This is a genomic window from Caballeronia sp. EK (genome assembly GCF_014384845.1).
Taxonomy (GTDB): Bacteria; Pseudomonadota; Gammaproteobacteria; order Burkholderiales; family Burkholderiaceae; genus Caballeronia; species Caballeronia jiangsuensis.
In genome coordinates this window covers 820,677-837,432 of sequence record NZ_JACSUE010000002.1, presented here as the reverse complement: position 1 = coordinate 837,432, position 16,756 = coordinate 820,677, and the positions used below count along the sequence as shown (strand labels likewise).

The 16,756-nt window shown below is 63.5% G+C and carries 16 protein-coding genes; 7 read left to right on the top strand and 9 right to left on the bottom strand.

Annotated elements, in window-relative coordinates:
• Positions 1–117: 117 nt before the first annotated feature.
• The 5 genes from IAG25_RS08270 to IAG25_RS08250 all read right to left on the bottom strand — a co-directional run bounded on the left by IAG25_RS08270 (position 118) and on the right by IAG25_RS08250 (position 6,656).
• Positions 118–831 (bottom strand): YecA/YgfB family protein, encoded by a 714-nt coding sequence (locus IAG25_RS08270; RefSeq protein ID WP_187604404.1) that lies wholly within the window; start codon positions 829–831, stop codon positions 118–120.
• Between the two features lie 132 nt (positions 832–963).
• Positions 964–3,186, bottom strand: coding sequence for a xanthine dehydrogenase family protein molybdopterin-binding subunit (locus tag IAG25_RS08265; RefSeq protein WP_187604403.1), 2,223 nt, complete (start codon positions 3,184–3,186; stop codon positions 964–966).
• Positions 3,187–3,207: 21 nt separating this feature from the next.
• Positions 3,208–4,212, bottom strand: a complete 1,005-nt coding sequence (locus tag IAG25_RS08260; protein WP_187604402.1) for an FAD binding domain-containing protein — start codon at positions 4,210–4,212, stop codon at positions 3,208–3,210.
• 11 nt (positions 4,213–4,223) lie between these two features.
• A complete protein-coding gene (locus tag IAG25_RS08255) occupies positions 4,224–4,724 on the bottom strand; it encodes a (2Fe-2S)-binding protein (RefSeq protein WP_255503608.1) in 501 nt (166 codons plus the stop codon).
• 615 nt (positions 4,725–5,339) lie between these two features.
• Positions 5,340–6,656: an MFS transporter gene (locus tag IAG25_RS08250; protein ID WP_187604400.1), complete on the bottom strand. Its 1,317-nt coding sequence runs from the start codon at positions 6,654–6,656 to the stop codon at positions 5,340–5,342.
• 190 nt (positions 6,657–6,846) lie between these two features.
• Here IAG25_RS08250 and IAG25_RS08245 point away from each other — a divergent pair, with 190 nt between their 5' ends.
• The 3 genes from IAG25_RS08245 (at position 6,847) to IAG25_RS08235 (ending at position 10,110) form a co-directional block, all read left to right on the top strand.
• On the top strand, positions 6,847–7,743 hold the full coding sequence (locus IAG25_RS08245) for a LysR substrate-binding domain-containing protein (protein WP_187604399.1): 897 nt from the start codon (positions 6,847–6,849) through the stop codon (positions 7,741–7,743).
• A 95-nt stretch (positions 7,744–7,838) separates the two neighbouring features.
• Entirely contained in the window at positions 7,839–9,032 is a 1,194-nt protein-coding gene (locus IAG25_RS08240) for a M20 aminoacylase family protein (protein ID WP_187604398.1), read from the top strand.
• A gap of 10 nt (positions 9,033–9,042) precedes the next feature.
• Positions 9,043–10,110 carry a M14 family metallopeptidase gene (locus IAG25_RS08235; RefSeq protein ID WP_187604397.1) on the top strand — a complete coding sequence of 356 codons (1,068 nt, stop codon included), beginning with the start codon at positions 9,043–9,045 and terminating at the stop codon, positions 10,108–10,110.
• Here IAG25_RS08235 and IAG25_RS08230 read toward each other — a convergent pair.
• Positions 10,107–10,979, bottom strand: a complete 873-nt coding sequence (locus tag IAG25_RS08230) for an endonuclease/exonuclease/phosphatase family protein (protein ID WP_187604396.1) — start codon at positions 10,977–10,979, stop codon at positions 10,107–10,109. The genes IAG25_RS08235 and IAG25_RS08230 overlap by 4 nt on opposite strands.
• 86 nt (positions 10,980–11,065) lie before the next feature.
• On the opposite strand from IAG25_RS08230, the gene IAG25_RS08225 reads away from it, so the two are divergent.
• The gene (locus IAG25_RS08225; RefSeq protein WP_255503584.1) at positions 11,066–11,662 is read left to right on the top strand and encodes a DUF4019 domain-containing protein; all 597 of its coding nucleotides are present in this window, start codon (positions 11,066–11,068) and stop codon (positions 11,660–11,662) included.
• Positions 11,663–11,669: 7 nt separating this feature from the next.
• Here IAG25_RS08225 and IAG25_RS08220 read toward each other — a convergent pair whose 3' ends face one another.
• On the bottom strand, positions 11,670–11,975 hold the full coding sequence (locus IAG25_RS08220) for a high-potential iron-sulfur protein (RefSeq protein ID WP_187604395.1): 306 nt from the start codon (positions 11,973–11,975) through the stop codon (positions 11,670–11,672).
• Between the two features lie 520 nt (positions 11,976–12,495).
• On the opposite strand from IAG25_RS08220, the gene IAG25_RS08215 reads away from it, so the two are divergent.
• Both IAG25_RS08215 and IAG25_RS08210 read left to right on the top strand, forming a co-directional pair.
• The gene (locus IAG25_RS08215) at positions 12,496–12,738 is read left to right on the top strand and encodes a type II toxin-antitoxin system ParD family antitoxin (protein WP_187604525.1); all 243 of its coding nucleotides are present in this window, start codon (positions 12,496–12,498) and stop codon (positions 12,736–12,738) included.
• Positions 12,735–13,037, top strand: coding sequence for a type II toxin-antitoxin system RelE/ParE family toxin (locus IAG25_RS08210; protein ID WP_187604394.1), 303 nt, complete (start codon positions 12,735–12,737; stop codon positions 13,035–13,037). Before IAG25_RS08215 ends, IAG25_RS08210 begins: the two co-directional genes overlap by 4 nt.
• A gap of 82 nt (positions 13,038–13,119) precedes the next feature.
• Here IAG25_RS08210 and IAG25_RS08205 read toward each other — a convergent pair whose 3' ends face one another.
• Both IAG25_RS08205 and IAG25_RS08200 read right to left on the bottom strand, forming a co-directional pair.
• Positions 13,120–13,257 carry an MFS transporter small subunit gene (locus IAG25_RS08205; protein ID WP_035508698.1) on the bottom strand — a complete coding sequence of 46 codons (138 nt, stop codon included), beginning with the start codon at positions 13,255–13,257 and terminating at the stop codon, positions 13,120–13,122.
• 21 nt (positions 13,258–13,278) lie between these two features.
• Positions 13,279–14,676: an L-lactate MFS transporter gene (locus tag IAG25_RS08200; RefSeq protein ID WP_187604393.1), complete on the bottom strand. Its 1,398-nt coding sequence runs from the start codon at positions 14,674–14,676 to the stop codon at positions 13,279–13,281.
• Positions 14,677–15,202: 526 nt separating this feature from the next.
• On the opposite strand from IAG25_RS08200, the gene adh reads away from it, so the two are divergent.
• Positions 15,203–16,723 carry an aldehyde dehydrogenase gene (gene adh, locus IAG25_RS08195; RefSeq protein ID WP_035508704.1) on the top strand — a complete coding sequence of 507 codons (1,521 nt, stop codon included), beginning with the start codon at positions 15,203–15,205 and terminating at the stop codon, positions 16,721–16,723.
• Positions 16,724–16,756: the final 33 nt, after the last annotated feature.

The following is a 16,756-nucleotide window of genomic DNA, read 5'->3' as shown; positions in this document are numbered from 1 at the left end:
GTTTCCTTGACGTAGCACCGCGCAGGCAGTCTAGCATAGCGATTTTGCCGTAGCGCCTCCTGGGAAAGGGCGTTGCCGGCTGACTCGAATTCGCTCATATGAAGGGCCACGCGCCACTCAATGAAGCGAAGACGCGTCGGCGCCGCAGCAGTGTTTGTACTTGCGTCCGCTGCCGCACGGGCACGGCTCATTCCGGCCGATTTTCTCCACTTTCAGCCGCGCCGTTTGCGGCACGCCTGCATTCGCTCTTGCCCGTCGATACGGTTCGAAATAGCGGTAGATGTGGCTCAGGCCCGCGATCATCATTGTTATCACGTCTTCCCGATTTTCGAGTCCCTTCGGGTCGGTGCGTGCCTTGGGGTCTGGATCATGCTCGTGGCACAGCATCAAGATAGGCACCAACGATCCAGCGTGGTCGTCGTCATCGAACAACTCGTGCCAGCTTCCGTGCCGCATCTCCACACCGCTCATGAAGCCAACGGCCCACTCATTGGCCAAGGCAGTGCCGTCTTCGTCCACTGACAGCACCGGAAAATAAAGCGCCTCTTCATCGTACAGCGTTCGCTCGAGTTCATCTGCGATCGTGTTCCAGTGACGGATCATCAGACCGAGGATCTGCTCGCCTTCCTTGGTTGTCGTGAAGGGGACGCTATTTCCCAGTACTGCGGAGAGCCATTCGTTGGGCATGATCAATTCAGGGCCGCAAATGAGCGCGGCGAAGAAGCCGTCCATCATTTCGACGGTCATCGCTTCATCGCCGAGGGAGTCGAGGAAGTCTTCCAGGCGCTCGAATTCGCGCTCGGTTAGCGCTTTGTAAGTGCGGTCTTTCATGCGTTTGCCCAGTGGATGCGCGATTCGAAATCCGATTCGCCACGGACCTCATTATACAAACCGGTCGCGCCGAATCAGCCCGGCTTCCGCATCGTCGAATGCTACGGAAGCCGGGACGCGCCGCAAACGCGCTTACAACAAATCCTCGATCATCACCGGCAGCTTCCTCACGCGCACGCCCGTCGCGTGATACACCGCACCGGTAATCGCCGCCGCGATCCCCGCCAGCCCGATTTCCGCGATCCCGCGCGCGCCGAGCTCGTTGAAGATCGTGTCGGGATAGTCGAGGAACGTGACGTCCATCTTCGGCGTATCGGCGTTGGTCGCGACGACGTAATCCGCGAGGCTGCTGTTGACCGGCGCGCCGCTTCGTTCGTCGTAGACGGTGTGTTCGAAGAGCGCCATGCCGACACCCATCACGACCGCGCCTTCGATCTGATTGCGTCCCGCACGCGGATTGAGGATCTTGCCCGCATCGATCACGGTCACGACGCGGCTCACCCGCAAGCGCGCCGTCGACGGTTCCCACGTCACTTCGGCGAAGTGCGCGCCGTACGAGTGGATCGACCACTTCTTCTTCAGCGGATCGTCGAAGCCGCCTTTCGCGCTGCCGCTACCCGACGCCGCATGCAGCTTCGCGGCTTCGAGAATGCGCCCGAACGGCACGCCGCTTTCGGGCCGCTCGTTCTTGCGATGCACATGCCCGCCGCTCATCGCGAGTTCTTCCGCCTTGGCGCCCGCGAACGGCATTCCCTCCGCCTTCACCGCACGCGCGAGCAGCGTCTTGATGGCCGCGCGAACGGCGTCCGATACCGCCGGAATCACTGATGCCGTCGCCGCCGATCCGCCGGACACCGGACCGAGCGGCAGCGACGTATCGCCGAGACCGACTTCGATCTTGTCGAGCGGTATGCCCGTATGCTCCGCGACGAGCTGCGCGAGGATCGTGTAGGTGCCCGTGCCGATGTCCTGCGTGCCGCACGCGACTCGCGCGGTGCCATCCGAACGCAGATCGACGGTCGCGTCCGCCGAAAAGCGCAGACCCGGCCAACTGCACGCGCCGACGCCCCAGCCGAGCGTGAGACCGTCGCGCGTCATCGAGCCGACTTCCGGCGTGCGCTTCGACCAGCCGAACTTGTCCGCGCCCGTCTTCAGGCACTCGGCGAAATGCCGCGACGAAAACGGCAGGCCGCTGCTTTCATCGACGCTCGGCTCGTTACGCAAACGCAGCTCGACAGGATCGATCTTCAACGCGATGGCCAGCTCGTCCATCGCCGATTCGAGCGCGAAGAGGCCAGGCACCGCGCCGGGTCCGCGCATCGACGTGGGCGAGCCGACATTGCGTTTCACGGTGCCGCCCGTCACGCGCAGATTGGGCGTGCTGTACATCGATGGCGTCGCTTCGCCGCAGTCTTCCGCGTAGTCGTCGGCGATGGCTTCGTGGTTCACGAAATCGTGCTGCAGCGAGACGAGCTTGCCGTCCTGCGTCGCCGCGAGCCGCACGCGCTGCTGCGTGGTCGGCCGGTGCCCGACGTTCTGGAACATCATCTTGCGCGACAGCACGAGCTTGACGGGCCGCTCCAGTTGCCGCGTCGCGGCCGCGGCGAGCAGGGAATGCGGCCACATCCACAGCTTGCCGCCGAAGCCGGAGCCGAGATAACGCGAGATCACGCGCACCTTCTCTTTCGGCAGGCCGAGCATCTGCATCAGCGTGCCCTGATGGTTGGCGACGGCCTGACTCGTCTCATAGAACGTGTAGCTCTCGCCGTTCCAATGAGCGACGGTCGCGTGCAGCTCGATCGGGTTATGCGTTTCGACCGGCGTCACATAGTTTTCGTCGATCTTCACGGGCGCGTCGTCGAACGCCTTGTCGGGATCGCCGCGCTCGCTGTGCACGTCGAGCTTCTTGTCCGTATCGAGCGTCGCGCTCACGTCGTGCGGCGTCTTGTCGTAGCCGACCTTGACCGCGCCGGCCGCGGCGCTCGCCGCTTCGAACGTGTCCGCGACCACGAGCGCGACGTATTGCCCGTAATAGCGAATGACGTCGTCTTCGAACGGCGGGCGGTTCTCGTCGACGAAACCGGTATCGATCGAATTGCCGGAGATGCGATAGAAGCGGCCGATATTGCCGCGATGAAGAATCAGCTTCACGCCGGGCATGGCTTGCGCGGCGGCGAATTCGAGCGACGTGATCCTGCCGCTCGCGATGGTGGCGCCGACCGGCACGGCGTACAGCATGCCGGGCAAGTCGACGTCGGAGGTGTAAGTCGCGCGGCCGCAGACCTTCAGCGGTCCGTCGATGCGCGACTGGGGCCGTCCAATGAAGGACTGCGTGATGTCGGGCGCGGTGGACATGTTCGGGTTCCTCGGTCGGGTTCAGGATGTTTGCGTGACCATCTTGAGCGTATGCACGATGCAACGCTTCGATAGCTCGACCTTGAAGCCGTTCTCGCTTTGCGGCTTCGCATCGGCGAGCGCGGCATCGGCGGCGCGCCTGAACGTGGCTTCATCGGGCGCGGCGTCCTGCAATTCCTTCTCCGCCTCGCGCGATCGCCACGGCTTCGTGCCGACACCGCCGAGACCCACGCGCGCATGCGCGATGCGTCCGTCCTTCACGCCGATCACGACGCCCGCCGACGCCAGCGCGAACTCATACGACGCGCGGTCGCGCAGCTTGAGATAAGCCGAGCGCGCGCCTTCGACCGGCGGCGGCAAGGTGACGTGCGTGATCAGATCGCCGGCATCGAGCACGTTCTCGCGATCGGGCGTGGCGCCGGGCACGAGGAAGAATTCATCGATGGGAATCGCGCGCTTGCCGGCCGTGCCTTCCACATGAACCGTCGCTTCGAGCGCCTGCAGCGCCACGCACATGTCCGACGGATTGCTCGCGATGCACGACTCGCTCGTTCCGAGAATCGCCATCATGCGATTGAAGCCTTGAATCGCCGAGCAGCCGCTGCCCGGCTCGCGCTTGTTGCACGGCGAGGTCGTGTCGCGGAAATACACGCAGCGCGTGCGCTGCAGGATATTGCCGCCGGTGGTCGCCATGTTGCGCAACTGCACAGACGCGCCGGCGAGCACCGCTTGCGACAGCACCGCATATCGATCGCGAATCAGCGGATGATGCGCGAGATCCGAGTTGCGCGCGGTCGCGCCGATACGCACGCCGCCGTCCTTCGTTTCCTCGATCTTGTCGAGCGGCAGGCGGCTGATATCGACGACGCGCATCGGCCGCTCGACATTGAGCTTCATCAGGTCGAGGAGGGTCGTGCCGCCCGCAAGAAAGCGCACTTCCGCGCCTTGCTGCGCGGTATGCGCGAGCGCGCCCGCGTTGATCGCGTCGCGCATGTCGCGCGCTCGGGAGAGTTGGAACGTGTCCATGTCGGCTCTCCTTATTTCGATGACGGCTTGGTCGCCCGCACCGACTGGATCGCGCTGACGATGTTCTGATACGCGCCGCAGCGGCACAGATTGCCGCTCATCGCTTCGCGCACGTCGCTGTCGCTCGGGCCGATGGGTTCATCGAGCAGCGCCACCGCCGACATCAACTGGCCGGCCGTGCAGTAGCCGCACTGATAGCCGTCGCATTCGACGAACGCGGCCTGCAGCGGATGCAGCGCCTCGACTTCGCCGATGCCTTCGATCGTCGTGACGGTGTCGCCATCGCAGGCGGCGGCGAAGCACAGACACGAGTTCACGCGGCGGCCGTTCACATGAACGGTGCATGCGCCGCATTGGCCATGATCGCAGCCTTTCTTTGTGCCGGTCAGATGAAGATGCTCGCGCAATGCATCTAATAGCGTCGTGCGCGGATCGAGCGACAGCGTGTGGCTGCTGCCGTTGACGGTGAAGGTGAACGTGGCGGTCGAGTCGTCGGCTTTGGCTCGCCGCATCTTGTTGGGTGTGTCGGCGTGCGTGGTTTTCGATTGGGGGATGTGACGTTGTGGCATCGGGCAATCTCCTGGAATTGTGCAGCAAGCTGCTGCACGAATGCGGCGATGAAGCGGCACGGCGTGAGAGAGGCGAAGATGCGGCGAAGCGTGTCGGGCGCCGATGGCGCGAAGGAAGGACGGCGAAAAAGGGTCTGTGCGGCGGGCGCAGGACCTTCGTGCGCCGGCGATGCGGCGAAGACGACACTCAGCCAGTATAGGCACCTGACGCGAAACTTTCCCGATCGAAAGCTTGACGCGGGCCACGAGATGCTGCGGGTGCACGAAGCATGCCCGCAGCGGCAAAACGCTTCAGTGCGTGAGCACGGCCCGCGCGACGAGCGACAGAAGGAACTCCCCGACCGTCGTAAAGACGACGAGCGCCACGAGGATCAGGATCAGGCGAAGAATCATCTGCATCGTGGCGCTCCAAAAAAAATGGCCGCATGCGCGGCCGGAAGGAGGGGTTGGGTCAGTCAGTCTTCAGCGTAAGCGCGCTTTCTTAATTCAGACTTAAGCGAGCCGGATTTCCGTGCGGGCCGCCCATTCTCCTTCCTTTGCGAGCGCAATGCAGCAGGCTTACCGCAGCGCGTCGCTATAGCGGTCGCGCAGCGGGAGGATCGTCAGGAGCGCGACCGCGCTGCCGAAGATCACGTAGTAGCAGATCGAAAGCGGGTCGCCCGTGGTCATCGTCAGCCATTGCACGATGGCCGGCGCGAAGCCGCCGAAGATCATCACCGCGACGTTGTAGCTCACCGAAATGCCCGTCGAACGCACGCTCGAAGGCAGCAGTTCGGAGATGAACGCCGGATAGCAGCCCTGGAAGATGCCGAGATACGTCATCAGGAGCGCCTGGCAGACGATCAGCATCGGCAGGCTCGGATGCGCGGTGAGCACGGCGAAGATCGGATAGGCCGTGACGAGCGACAGCGCGAGCGCGGTCGCCATCAGCTTCTTGCGGCCGACGCGATCCGACAGCCGGCCGAAGATCGGGCAGCAGACGAGATACACGAGCGCGCCGATCGTCGAGCTGATGAGGCCGTCGGTGAGCGCCATGTGCAGCACGCGCGTGGCGTGCGTCGGCAGATACAGCAGGAAAATGTACGTGCCGATGGTGCCGAACACCGTGAGGCCGAAGCCCGCGAGCACGGGCATCCAGTGCTTCGTGGCGGTGTCGCGGATCGGCCGCGCGCTCAGTTCGTTCTTCTGCGCCTTCTCGACGAACACCGGCGATTCGTCGAGCTTCGAGCGCAGATACAGACCGACCGGCACGATGAGCAGACCGCATACGAACGGAACGCGCCAGCCCCAGCTATTCAGATGCTCGGGGCTCAGCGTGCGCGTGAGCACCGCGCCGAAGAACGAGCCCGCGAGACTCGCCGCCGCTTGCGCGACCATCTGGAAGCTGCCGAAATAGCCGCGCTTGTTGGCGGGCGCGTATTCGACGAGGAACGCCGTCGCGCAGCCTACTTCGCCGCCGGCCGAGAAGCCCTGAATCAGGCGGCCGAGCAGCATCAGCAAGGGCGCGGCGATGCCGATCGCGGCATACGTCGGCGCGAACGCGATGATCGCGATGCCCACCGCCATCAGCGAGATGGTGAGCGTGAGGGCCGACTTGCGCCCGACGCGATCCGCGACCGCGCCCAGCACGATGCCGCCGAGCGGCCGCGTCAGGAAGCCGACGCCGAACGTCGCCCAGGTCGCGAGCAACGAGATGGTGGGGTTTGTCGCGGGAAAGTACAGCTTGGCGATGATCACGGCGAAGAAGCCGTAGACCATGAAGTCGAACCATTCGAGCGCATTGCCGATGGTCGATACGACGATCGCTCGCCGGCCGGACATGTTGATCGCGGCGTTCTCTTCGGCCGCGTGGGCTGCGGGTAGTACGGTGCTCATCGAATGCACTCCGTGGGCGTGGGGCGATTGATCAGGGGCGACGACATCCGCTTTTATGTCGGCTCGCACCAGGCACGCGAGCCGCTGCAACACGCAAACATTACGCCGAGTTGAAATAAGAAAATATAGAATTTCTGAACTGACACTCAAGGAAACCTGATCGAACGATCCGGGTTGTCCCCAACGCACGATGAGCAACATTCGCTTTTTGCGCACCTTCATCGCCGTCGCGCGATACGGCTCCTTCGCCGCCGCCGCCGAAAAAGTCGCGCTCACGCAAGCCGCGGTGAGCATGCAGATGCAATCGCTCGAAGACGACCTGAAGCGGCCGCTCTTCGATCGCGTGGGGCGCACCAACCGGCTGACGAGCATCGGCAAGCAGGTTTTGCCGCAGGCGGAGCGCATCGTTGCGCTGTACGACAGCATGCGTCTCACCGGCCTCGACGATGAAATCGCCGGATCGGTCGCCATCGGCGCGGTCGATTCGGCGATGGGCGCGCTCGCGTCTGTCGTCACCGAATTGAAAGGCCAGTATTCGCGGCTCGATGTGCGGCTTTTCACCGGCAAGGCGCTCGCGCTCGCGCCGCAAGTCGAAGCGGGCGAGATCGACGCCGCGGTGATTGTCGAGATGGCAGGCAAGACGCCGGCGAGTCTCAACTGGACGCCGCTCTATTCGGAGCCGCTCGTCGCGGTCGGTTCGCGCGCCATCGCCCCGGCCAGCGTGGCCGACATGCTCGCGAGCCGGCCATTCCTGCGTTTCGATCGCGCGCAGCGTACCGGCGCGTTGATCGATCGCGCGCTGAAGCACAACCGTCTCGCGGTGAACGAGTTTCTCGAACTGAATTCGCTCGAAGTGATCGTCGAACTCGTGCGGCAGGATGCGGGCGTTTCCGTCGTGCCGCTGCTCGAATACGGCTCGTGGGCGAGCGATCCGGCGTTGCGCGTGATGCCGCTCGCGAAGAATACGCCGCGCCGCGTCGTCGGCATGCTGGAGCGCAGGATTCACGACCGTCATGCGGTCATGAGCGTCGTGCAGGAACGTATCCGCATGCGTTCGCGGGGCGCGATACCGTCGAAGGAAAGCTAAAGCTTTCCTTAAGTCACGGACAAGAAATATCAGCTTTCGCTGTTATTTCCGGCCATCGACAATGCTTCGGTCACTCAATCACACACGAGGAAAGCATGTCGATCATTCCCGAGATCGCCCGGTCGCGCGACGAGATTCAGGCCATTCGCCGCGATATTCACGCGCATCCCGAACTCTGCTACGAAGAAGCGCGCACGGCCGAACTGGTCGCGCAAAAGCTCGAGAGCTGGGATATCGAAGTGACGCGCGGGCTCGGCAAGACGGGCGTCGTCGGCGTGTTGAAGAAAGGCACGAGCAAGCGCGCGATCGGACTGCGCGCCGACATGGATGCGCTGCCGATCCCCGAGCTGAACACCTTCGCGCATGCGTCGCGCCACGAGAACAAGATGCATGCGTGCGGCCACGACGGCCACACCGCGATGCTCCTCGGCGCCGCGCAATATCTCGCGAAGCATCGCGACTTCGACGGCACGGTCGTCTTCATTTTTCAGCCCGCGGAGGAAGGCGGCGGCGGCGCGAAGGCGATGATCGAAGACGGCCTTTTCGAGCGCTTTCCCGTCGATGCCGTGTTCGCGCTGCACAACTGGCCGGGCATGGCGGCGGGCGAGTTCGGCGCGCGTGTCGGTGCGACGCAGGCGTCGAGCAACGAGTTCGAGATACGCATCGAAGGCGTGGGCGCGCATGCCGCGATCCCGCACGATGGCGTCGATCCCGTGTTCACCGCGCTTCAGATCGGCACGGGTTTGCAGAGCATCGTGACGCGCAACAAGCGGCCCATCGACGCCGCCGTGCTCTCGATCACGCGCATGCAGGCGGGCCACGCGATCAACGCAATCCCGACGACCGCGACGCTTGCCGGCACCGTGCGCACGTTCTCCGTCGATGTGCTCGATCTGATCGAGACGCGCATGAGGGAGATCGTCGCGGCGACGGCGACGGCGTATCGATGCAAGGCCGAAGTCAAGTTCGTGCGCAACTATCCGCCGACCGTGAATACGGAAAGCGAGACGCACTTCGCGCTCGGCGTGATGCGCGATGTCGTCGGTGAGGAGAAGGTGAATACGAACATCGATCCGACGATGGGTGCGGAAGACTTCTCGTACATGCTGCTGGAGCGGCCTGGCTGCTACGCGTATATCGGCAACGGACTGGGTGCGCATCGCGATCACGGTCATGGGATCGGGCCGTGCATGCTGCACAACAGCAGCTACGATTTCAACGATGAGGTCCTCACGCTCGGCTCGACGTACTGGGTGCGTCTGGTCGAAGCATTTCTCTCGCGCGCCTGAGGAGGCGGACATGTTTTCATCGACATATCGCGAGGCGCGTCAGCGATTTCTCGATACGGCCGCCCATCGAAAACTCGCAGTCGATACGCGCGTGCTCGAAGGTGTCGACGGTCTCGAAGGCGAGACGCTCGCAACCGATGTCGTGCGTATCGGCCCGGCCGATGCGAAGCGTCTGCTCGTGCTCACGTCCGCGACGCATGGCGTCGAAGGCTTTTGCGGCTCGGGCGCGCAGATCGCGTTGATGCGCGACGAAGCGTTGCCCGCGCTGATGGAGAAGCTCGGCGTCGCGATGCTGCTCGTTCATGCGATCAATCCGTATGGCTTTTCGTATCTGAGCCGGACGACGGAAGGCAATGTCGATCTGAATCGCAACAGCGTGGATTTCAGCGGGCCATTGCCGCAGAACCCCGGCTACGCGGAACTGCATGACTTGCTGGTTCCCGCGACCTGGCCGCCCGACGAAGCGAACGTCGCGGCGATTCGCGCCTATATCGACACGCGCGGTCAATGGGCGTATCAGCAGGCGGTGACGACGGGCCAGTACACGCACGCGCAGGGCATGTTCTACGGCGGCGAAGAGGCGGCGTGGAGCACGCGCACGATGCGCAATCTGCTCGCGGAATACGGCGAGACGTGCACGGCGATCGGCTGGATCGATTTTCATACGGGACTCGGCCCGAGCGGCTTCGGCGCGAAGATCTGCGTCGGCGATGTGGCGCGAGCGCGGCGTTGGTGGGGCGCGGACGTGACGAGCCCGGCGGATGGCACGTCGATCGCGGCCGATGTCGCCGGGCCCTTGCTCGATACCTTGCGGCAGACGTGCGCCCATGCCGCGATTGCTTCGATAGCGATCGAGTACGGCACCGTGCCGCTCACCGACATGCTCGACATGCTGCGCGCTGATGTCTGGGTGCGCCATCACGCGGATGCGCCCGATGCGCTGAAGGCCGACATTCGCCGCCAGATTCGCGCGGCGTTCTATATCGACGACGATATCTGGCGCGGGATGATCGTCGGTCAGGCGCGGGCGGCGGTGTTGCAGGCGCTCTACGGCCTATCGCGCGAGGAGGGCGCTTAGCGCAGTTCGAGCCACATCGGCTGATGATCCGATGACCGGCTCGACTGGTCCGCTTCGCAGCCCGCAATGCGTGGCCTCAGGTCTTCTGTGACGAAGATGAAGTCGCATGCGAACGGGCCGTCGGGCCATTGATCGTGATCGTACAGACCGACGGTCGCCGCGCGCGGCTCGTTCGGATGCGCGCAGGTCCATGCATCGACGAACGAGGGCGCATCGGCAAGCGGCTCCAGCATCGCGCGATACGCCGAACTGTCGAATGCACTGTTGAAGTCGCCGCAGACGATCGCGGAGATCGGCCGCGCGGTGTCGGCGAACGGGCTTCCCTGGCTTTCGGCCTTCGCGGGCTCACGCGCGTGCGCGCACGCTTCGGCGTGAAGTTCGCGCAAACGCGCGACTTGCGCGAGCCGCTGCTTCTCCGAATAGAACTCCAGATGCGTGCTGATGATCCGCAGCGGGCCGACGTCGGTATCGATGACGGCTTCGAGCGCGACGCGCAGCATCGACGGCTTCGCGGGATCGGCGGGCCACGGCAATGAATGACGCAGAACCTGACGCACCGGCAGGCGGCTGACGATCGCGTTGCCGAACTGACGGCGTGCGATGCCGGCGCCCACGGGCGGCAGATCCGAGCCGATTGCATCGATGACTGTCGCGCCGGGAATCAGCGCTTCGAGTTCCGCGAATTGGTCCGCGCTCGGATGGCCCGCGAGTCCGCCCGCCTGTTCGCTTTCGTGAAAGCCGCGCGTCACTTCCTGGAGGCACAGGATGTCGAAGTCGTGCAGCGCCTTCGCTTCGGCGACGATGCGCGCGAGATCGACGCGGCCATCCACGCCGCGTCCCCATTGGATGTTCCAGTCGACGAGTCGCATGTTCAGCCTCGGCGAAAAAACGTTGGAAGGTGATCGTACTTTCCCGGCAGCAAGACGTGTGCTTGATATGGTCCGCCCGCGCTTCCATGCAAAATTCTGAAACTAAGTATTTCTTACCGTTTTCAGCCGCTGCCGGCGATACAATCTACGCCCTGGAAACCTATGTCGTCTGTATCATGAAATCACGCATCTCCGCCGCGCTTGCCACGCTCCTTTTTTTCTCCGCCAGCATTGCCTGCCGTGCACAGCAATCTCAGTTGCCGCAGAACCCGACTCAGTCTGCTGCTCCTCGATCGCTTACGAAGGAGCAACAAACGGCGCTCGACCAGCAGGACCGTGACGTCGCTCAAGTCGCGTCGGCTGTCGTCACGCTGATCGATCAGAACAAGGCGGGGGAGGTGTGGGACCAAGCCTCGCCCATCGCGAAGCAGATCATTTCCCGCGATGACTTCATGAAGAAGGTCGCGCGCGACCGTTCGCCGCTCGGCGCACCGGGTCTGCGCATGCCCATGGGCGAGAAGCACTATCGCTACGACGGCACCGGCAATCTGCCCGCGGGCGCATATATCAACGTTCTCTACGACACCCAGTTCAGTCAGCCCGGTCAGTCGTCGCGCGAGATGGTGACGTTCTTTCTCGATTCGGACAAGGTCTGGCGTTTCGCCGGCTATTCGGTGCGCTGAACCGGCTTCACATGTTCGTGTAGGACGCGCACCATCCTCGTCCGGCCACGAGTTTGCCGCTGAATAGCGAGCAGCCACCCCAGGCGTCGCTCGACTTGCCCTCATACAGCGAGCAGTTCGCGCACGTCTGTCCTGCCGCGAAGTCGGAATATTTCGCCTTGTCCACGTGCGCGGCATCCTCCTTATACCCGACGGCGACCGCCGCCGGATCGGATTCGCTCAAGTGCGGCGCATCGGCGCGGGCTCGCGTGAGCCACAGCGCCGTGCCCATGCCGATGCTGACAACCATGAAGCTGCGACGGGACGTGTTCATTGTCGTGGACCGTTTTTCTGTCTGCGGGGAATGTTTTCATGCGCTCTCGGGGCGCTAGTCGAACGATACCTCGACGCACGCCGGCCTGCCCGGATCGCGGTTGTTCGATGCCATACGTTTGCGGAATCGCACGCGCGATCGGTTTCTCCGAAGCCTGTTTTCGCATTCTCTTTCAACGTGATGCCAACGTCGTTCATTCCATCGCACTAAACCTTTGCGCGTGCGTGCCGTAAATCAGGCCAGAACGTAGTTGAAATTGCGTGAATCAACCCCGCGGCGCCCCGGCCGCGGCTCAATTCGAAGGAGAACCACCGTGAGTGACTTGGACTGGATGATGGCAGGCGTGTACATGGCGGCGCTCGTAAGCAGCACGCTTTCATGAGCGTGCTCGCGCGCCGTAGCTTGAGCAGGGTGGAGGATCGCGGGCACTGAGAGCATCCGGACTAGTCGGTTTGCATTCCCCCGCGCTCGTCGATACCAATTTTTGGTATTCTTGACGCTCAAGCAACGGGGGAATGTCATGCCCAAGAACACGTCAGTCTCGCTCGGTGATCATTTCACGGACTTCGTCGAGGATCGGGTACGCGCTGGCCGCTACAGCACCGCGAGCGATGTGGTCCGCGCCGGCTTGCGCCTGCTCGAAGAACAGGAAACAAAGCTCAGTGCATTGCGCGCTGCGCTTGAAGCGGGGGAGCAGTCGGGCCCATCGAAGCCCGTCGATTTCGATGCGTTCATCGCACGTAAGCGCAAGTCCACCCGATGAAGCAGTGCGTATTCACGCCTGCGGCCATTCAGGATATCGATGGCATCTGGGATTACACGTTTGACAAGTGGGGTCCCGCGCAGGCCGAGCGCTATCTGCGCATGATTCAGGACACGGTCGTCGGACTCGGCGCGGGCACGCAGCGCAGCCTGTCTGCACAAGACATTCGTGACGGCTATCGGAAGGCGCTCGTCGGCATGCACGTGCTCTTCTTCAGGGATGCTGCGGACACGATCCAGATCGTACGGATTCTCCATCAGCAGATGGATCTTTCAGCTCACCTCGGCGAAGCCGAATAACTTCCCGTCGCCAAATAAAACGCGCGCCGTGAGCCGATGAATCACATCGGCCGTCCGGCGCGCGGAACCATCACCTGCCGAATCAGTGGAACAGCTTGACTGCCTGCGTGAGCGTGTTCGTGACGCCCCATGCGAGCGGAATCAGCACATACGCCCAGAACAGCACCAGCAGCCCCTTATTCGACGGATGCGCTTCCTGAGTATCGATGCGGGTATTCATCGCGAATCTCCTCTTTGATTTTTAGCTTGCCGTCTGCGCCGACGTGTCCATGTGATGCTTCTCATGCACGCGCGTGACGAGCAGATTGCAGACGAAGCCGACGACGAGCAGCGCCGCCATGATGTGCAGCGTCATCGTGTACGCTTCTGCGCCGACGACGCCGTGCGCCACCTGATACGCGCGCACGTAGTTGACGAGCACCGGACCCGCGACGCCCGCCGCCGCCCACGCGGTCAGCAGCCGGCCGTGAATGCCGCCGACGAACGCCGTGCCGAACATGTCCGCGAGATACGCGGGAATGGTCGCGAAGCCGCCGCCGTACATCGACAGGATGATCCCGTACGCCAGCACGAACAGCGCGATATTGCCCGAGCCCGCGAAATGCGGCACGAGGAAGTACAGCACCGCGCCCAGCGCGAAGAAGGCGAAGTAAGTGTTCTTGCGCCCGATCCAGTCCGATGCCGATGCCCACACGAAGCGCCCGCCCATGTTGAAGAGCGACAGCAATCCGACGAAGCCCGCCGCCGCGCCCGCCGTGATCGACGCCTTGAAACTCTCCTGAATCATCACCGAAGCCTGGCCGAGCACACCGATGCCCGCCGTCACGTTCAGGAACAGCACGAGCCACAGCAGATAGAACTGCGGCGTCTTCAGCGCCTGATCGATGTGCACGTGGTTTCTCGTGATCATCTTGCTGGCGGTCACGGGCGGCGTCCAGCCAGCCGGCTTCCAGTCCGCCGGCGGGATGCGGATCGCGAGGGCGCCGATCGTCATCGAGATGAAGTAGAGCACGCCGAGCACGACGAACGTTTCCGCGACGCCGGCGCTCGTCGCGCTCTTGAAGTGGTTCATCAGCGCGACGGAACCGGGCGCGGCGATCATCGCGCCGCCGCCGAAGCCCATGATCGCCATGCCCGTCGCCATGCCGCGGCGGTCCGGGAACCAGCGGATGAGCGTCGATACCGGCGACACATAGCCGAGCCCGAGCCCGATGCCGCCGATCACGCCATAACCGAGATACAGCAGCCAGATCTGATGCAGATAGACGCCGAGCGCCGAAACGAGAAAGCCGCCGCCGAAGCAGCAGGCCGCGGTGAACATCGTGCGGCGCGGGCCGACCTTCTCCAGCCACTTGCCGGCGAACGCGGCGGACAAGCCGAGGAACACGATCGCGAGCGAGAAGATCCAGCCGAGCGTCGTCAGCGACCAGTCATCCGGCGCGGACTTCGTGATGCCGATGATCTTCGTGAGCGGCGCATTGAACACCGAGAACGCATACGCCTGCCCGATGCACAAGTGAACAGCCAGCGCGGCGGGCGGCACCATCCAGCGTGAGAACCCGGGCCGGGCGATGGTCGCCTCCTTGGAGAAGAAGCTTGTCGGGCCGTGCACGGCCCCCTGATTGATTGTGCTGTTCATTGTGGTCTCCGTGGCGCGTCATGCATGCACGTGCGCGCTCATCGTTTGCTTGAGGTGCCGGCGTCCGGGGTGGCCGGACACGAGCAGCCCGCCGTGGTCGTGCGAACGTCGATGCGGTCTGCATCGCGCGCTCGCAAGGCCATTTCGCGCCATCCAAACATGCGATCAAATGCCATATAGGTGCGGCGCTTTGCCACGGCTGGCATGACCATAGACAACTGCGTAAGGCTTTGCAATATGAACACCCGTGCCATAAGCGTTTGCCCGAGGCGAACCGGGCGCGTCCGGTCTGCCGGGATGCTGTGTCGCATCGCTACAGCGACGGGGCAGGTGTTCTGAATGTGAACAGTTCACATCGGCCTCGTAGAAACCCTGACGATGCGTCCCGAAACCGCGTACCGATGCGGCTTGCGCGCCGGTCGCATCGTCGCGCGCGCCATGGCATGGAACTCGCAATCAAGAGCGACCGGCGCCGGACATCGGCACTACCGGCCCGTTCACGTCGACATGCGAGGAGCACATAGAAATGAATCACGCAGAGATGCAGTTCCTGAGCACCGAATACCCCTACAAGAAGCAGTACGGCAACTACATCGGCGGCAAGTGGGTGCCGCCGGCGGGCGGTGAGTATTTCGACAACATCTCGCCGATCACGGGCGAGCCCTTCACGTCGATTCCGCGTTCGCGCGAAGCCGATATCGAAGCCGCACTCGACGCGGCGCACGCGGCGAAGGTGTCGTGGGGCAGGACTTCCGTCACCGATCGCGCGAACGTGCTGCTCAAGCTCGCCGATCGCATGGAGCAGAACCTGCCGCGTCTCGCGCTGGCCGAGTCCATCGATAACGGCAAGCCGTTACGCGAGACGATGGCCGCCGACATTCCGCTCGCGATCGATCACTTCCGCTATTTCGCGAGCGCCGCGCGTTCGCAGGAAGGCGGCATCTCCGAGATCGATCACGATACGGTCGCGTATCACTTCCATGAGCCGCTCGGCGTCGTCGGGCAGATCATTCCGTGGAACTTCCCGATCCTGATGGCCGTGTGGAAGCTCGCGCCCGCGCTCGCCGCAGGCAACTGCGTCGTGCTGAAGCCGGCCGAGCAGACGCCCGCGTCGATTCTCGTGCTGCTCGAAGTGATCGGCGATCTGCTGCCGCCGGGCGTGCTCAACGTCGTGAACGGCTTCGGTCTGGAAGCGGGCAAGCCGCTCGCGTCGAACAAGCGCATCGCGAAGATCGCGTTCACCGGCGAGACCACGACGGGCCGCCTCATCATGCAGTACGCGAGCCAGAACCTGATTCCCGTGACGCTGGAACTGGGCGGCAAGAGCCCGAACATCTTCTTCGAGGATGTGCTGAACGCCGACGACAGCTTCTTCGACAAGGCGCTCGAAGGTTTCACGATGTTCGCGCTGAATCAGGGCGAAGTGTGCACGTGCCCGTCGCGCGCGCTCGTGCAGGAATCGATCTACGAGCGCTTCATGGAACGCGCGTTGAAGCGCGTCGCCGCGATCGCGCAGGGCCATCCGCTCGACACGAAGACGATGATCGGCGCGCAGGCGTCGCAGGAGCAACTGGAAAAGATCCTGTCGTATATCGATCTCGGCAAGCAGGAGGGCGCGGAGTGCCTCTCCGGCGGCGAGCGCGCCACGTTCGACGGCGAGCTGAAGAACGGCTATTACATCAAGCCGACGGTATTCAAAGGCCACAACAAAATGCGCATCTTCCAGGAAGAAATCTTCGGGCCGGTGCTGTCGGTGACGACCTTCAAGACCGAGGAAGAGGCGCTCGAAATCGCGAACGATACGCTCTACGGTCTCGGCGCGGGCGTGTGGACGCGCGATGGCACGCGGGCTTATCGCTTCGGCCGCGCGATTCAGGCGGGACGCGTGTGGACCAACTGCTATCACGCGTATCCGGCGCACGCGGCGTTCGGCGGCTACAAGCAGTCGGGCATCGGACGTGAGAATCACAAGATGATGCTCGATCACTATCAGCAGACGAAGAACATGCTCGTCAGCTATAGCGACAAGCCGCTCGGCTTCTTCTAAAGCCTGCGGGGCCGCCGCCGTTTCCGGCGGCGG

Excerpts from the sequence above, each read along its gene's own strand:
- IAG25_RS08270 (WP_187604404.1), bottom strand. The coding sequence starts at position 831 with ATGAAAGACCGCACTTACAAAGCGCTAACCGAGCGCGAATTCGAGCGC.
- IAG25_RS08265 (WP_187604403.1), bottom strand. The coding sequence starts at position 3,186 with ATGTCCACCGCGCCCGACATCACGCAGTCCTTCATTGGACGGCCCCAG.
- IAG25_RS08260 (WP_187604402.1), bottom strand. The coding sequence starts at position 4,212 with ATGGACACGTTCCAACTCTCCCGAGCGCGCGACATGCGCGACGCGATC.
- IAG25_RS08255 (WP_255503608.1), bottom strand. The coding sequence starts at position 4,724 with ATGCGGCGAGCCAAAGCCGACGACTCGACCGCCACGTTCACCTTCACC.
- IAG25_RS08250 (WP_187604400.1), bottom strand. The coding sequence starts at position 6,656 with ATGAGCACCGTACTACCCGCAGCCCACGCGGCCGAAGAGAACGCCGCG.
- IAG25_RS08245 (WP_187604399.1), top strand. The coding sequence starts at position 6,847 with ATGAGCAACATTCGCTTTTTGCGCACCTTCATCGCCGTCGCGCGATAC.
- IAG25_RS08240 (WP_187604398.1), top strand. The coding sequence starts at position 7,839 with ATGTCGATCATTCCCGAGATCGCCCGGTCGCGCGACGAGATTCAGGCC.
- IAG25_RS08235 (WP_187604397.1), top strand. The coding sequence starts at position 9,043 with ATGTTTTCATCGACATATCGCGAGGCGCGTCAGCGATTTCTCGATACG.
- IAG25_RS08230 (WP_187604396.1), bottom strand. The coding sequence starts at position 10,979 with ATGCGACTCGTCGACTGGAACATCCAATGGGGACGCGGCGTGGATGGC.
- IAG25_RS08225 (WP_255503584.1), top strand. The coding sequence starts at position 11,066 with ATGCAAAATTCTGAAACTAAGTATTTCTTACCGTTTTCAGCCGCTGCC.
- IAG25_RS08220 (WP_187604395.1), bottom strand. The coding sequence starts at position 11,975 with ATGAACACGTCCCGTCGCAGCTTCATGGTTGTCAGCATCGGCATGGGC.
- IAG25_RS08215 (WP_187604525.1), top strand. The coding sequence starts at position 12,496 with ATGCCCAAGAACACGTCAGTCTCGCTCGGTGATCATTTCACGGACTTC.
- IAG25_RS08210 (WP_187604394.1), top strand. The coding sequence starts at position 12,735 with ATGAAGCAGTGCGTATTCACGCCTGCGGCCATTCAGGATATCGATGGC.
- IAG25_RS08205 (WP_035508698.1), bottom strand. The coding sequence starts at position 13,257 with ATGAATACCCGCATCGATACTCAGGAAGCGCATCCGTCGAATAAGGGG.
- IAG25_RS08200 (WP_187604393.1), bottom strand. The coding sequence starts at position 14,676 with ATGAACAGCACAATCAATCAGGGGGCCGTGCACGGCCCGACAAGCTTC.
- adh (WP_035508704.1), top strand. The coding sequence starts at position 15,203 with ATGAATCACGCAGAGATGCAGTTCCTGAGCACCGAATACCCCTACAAG.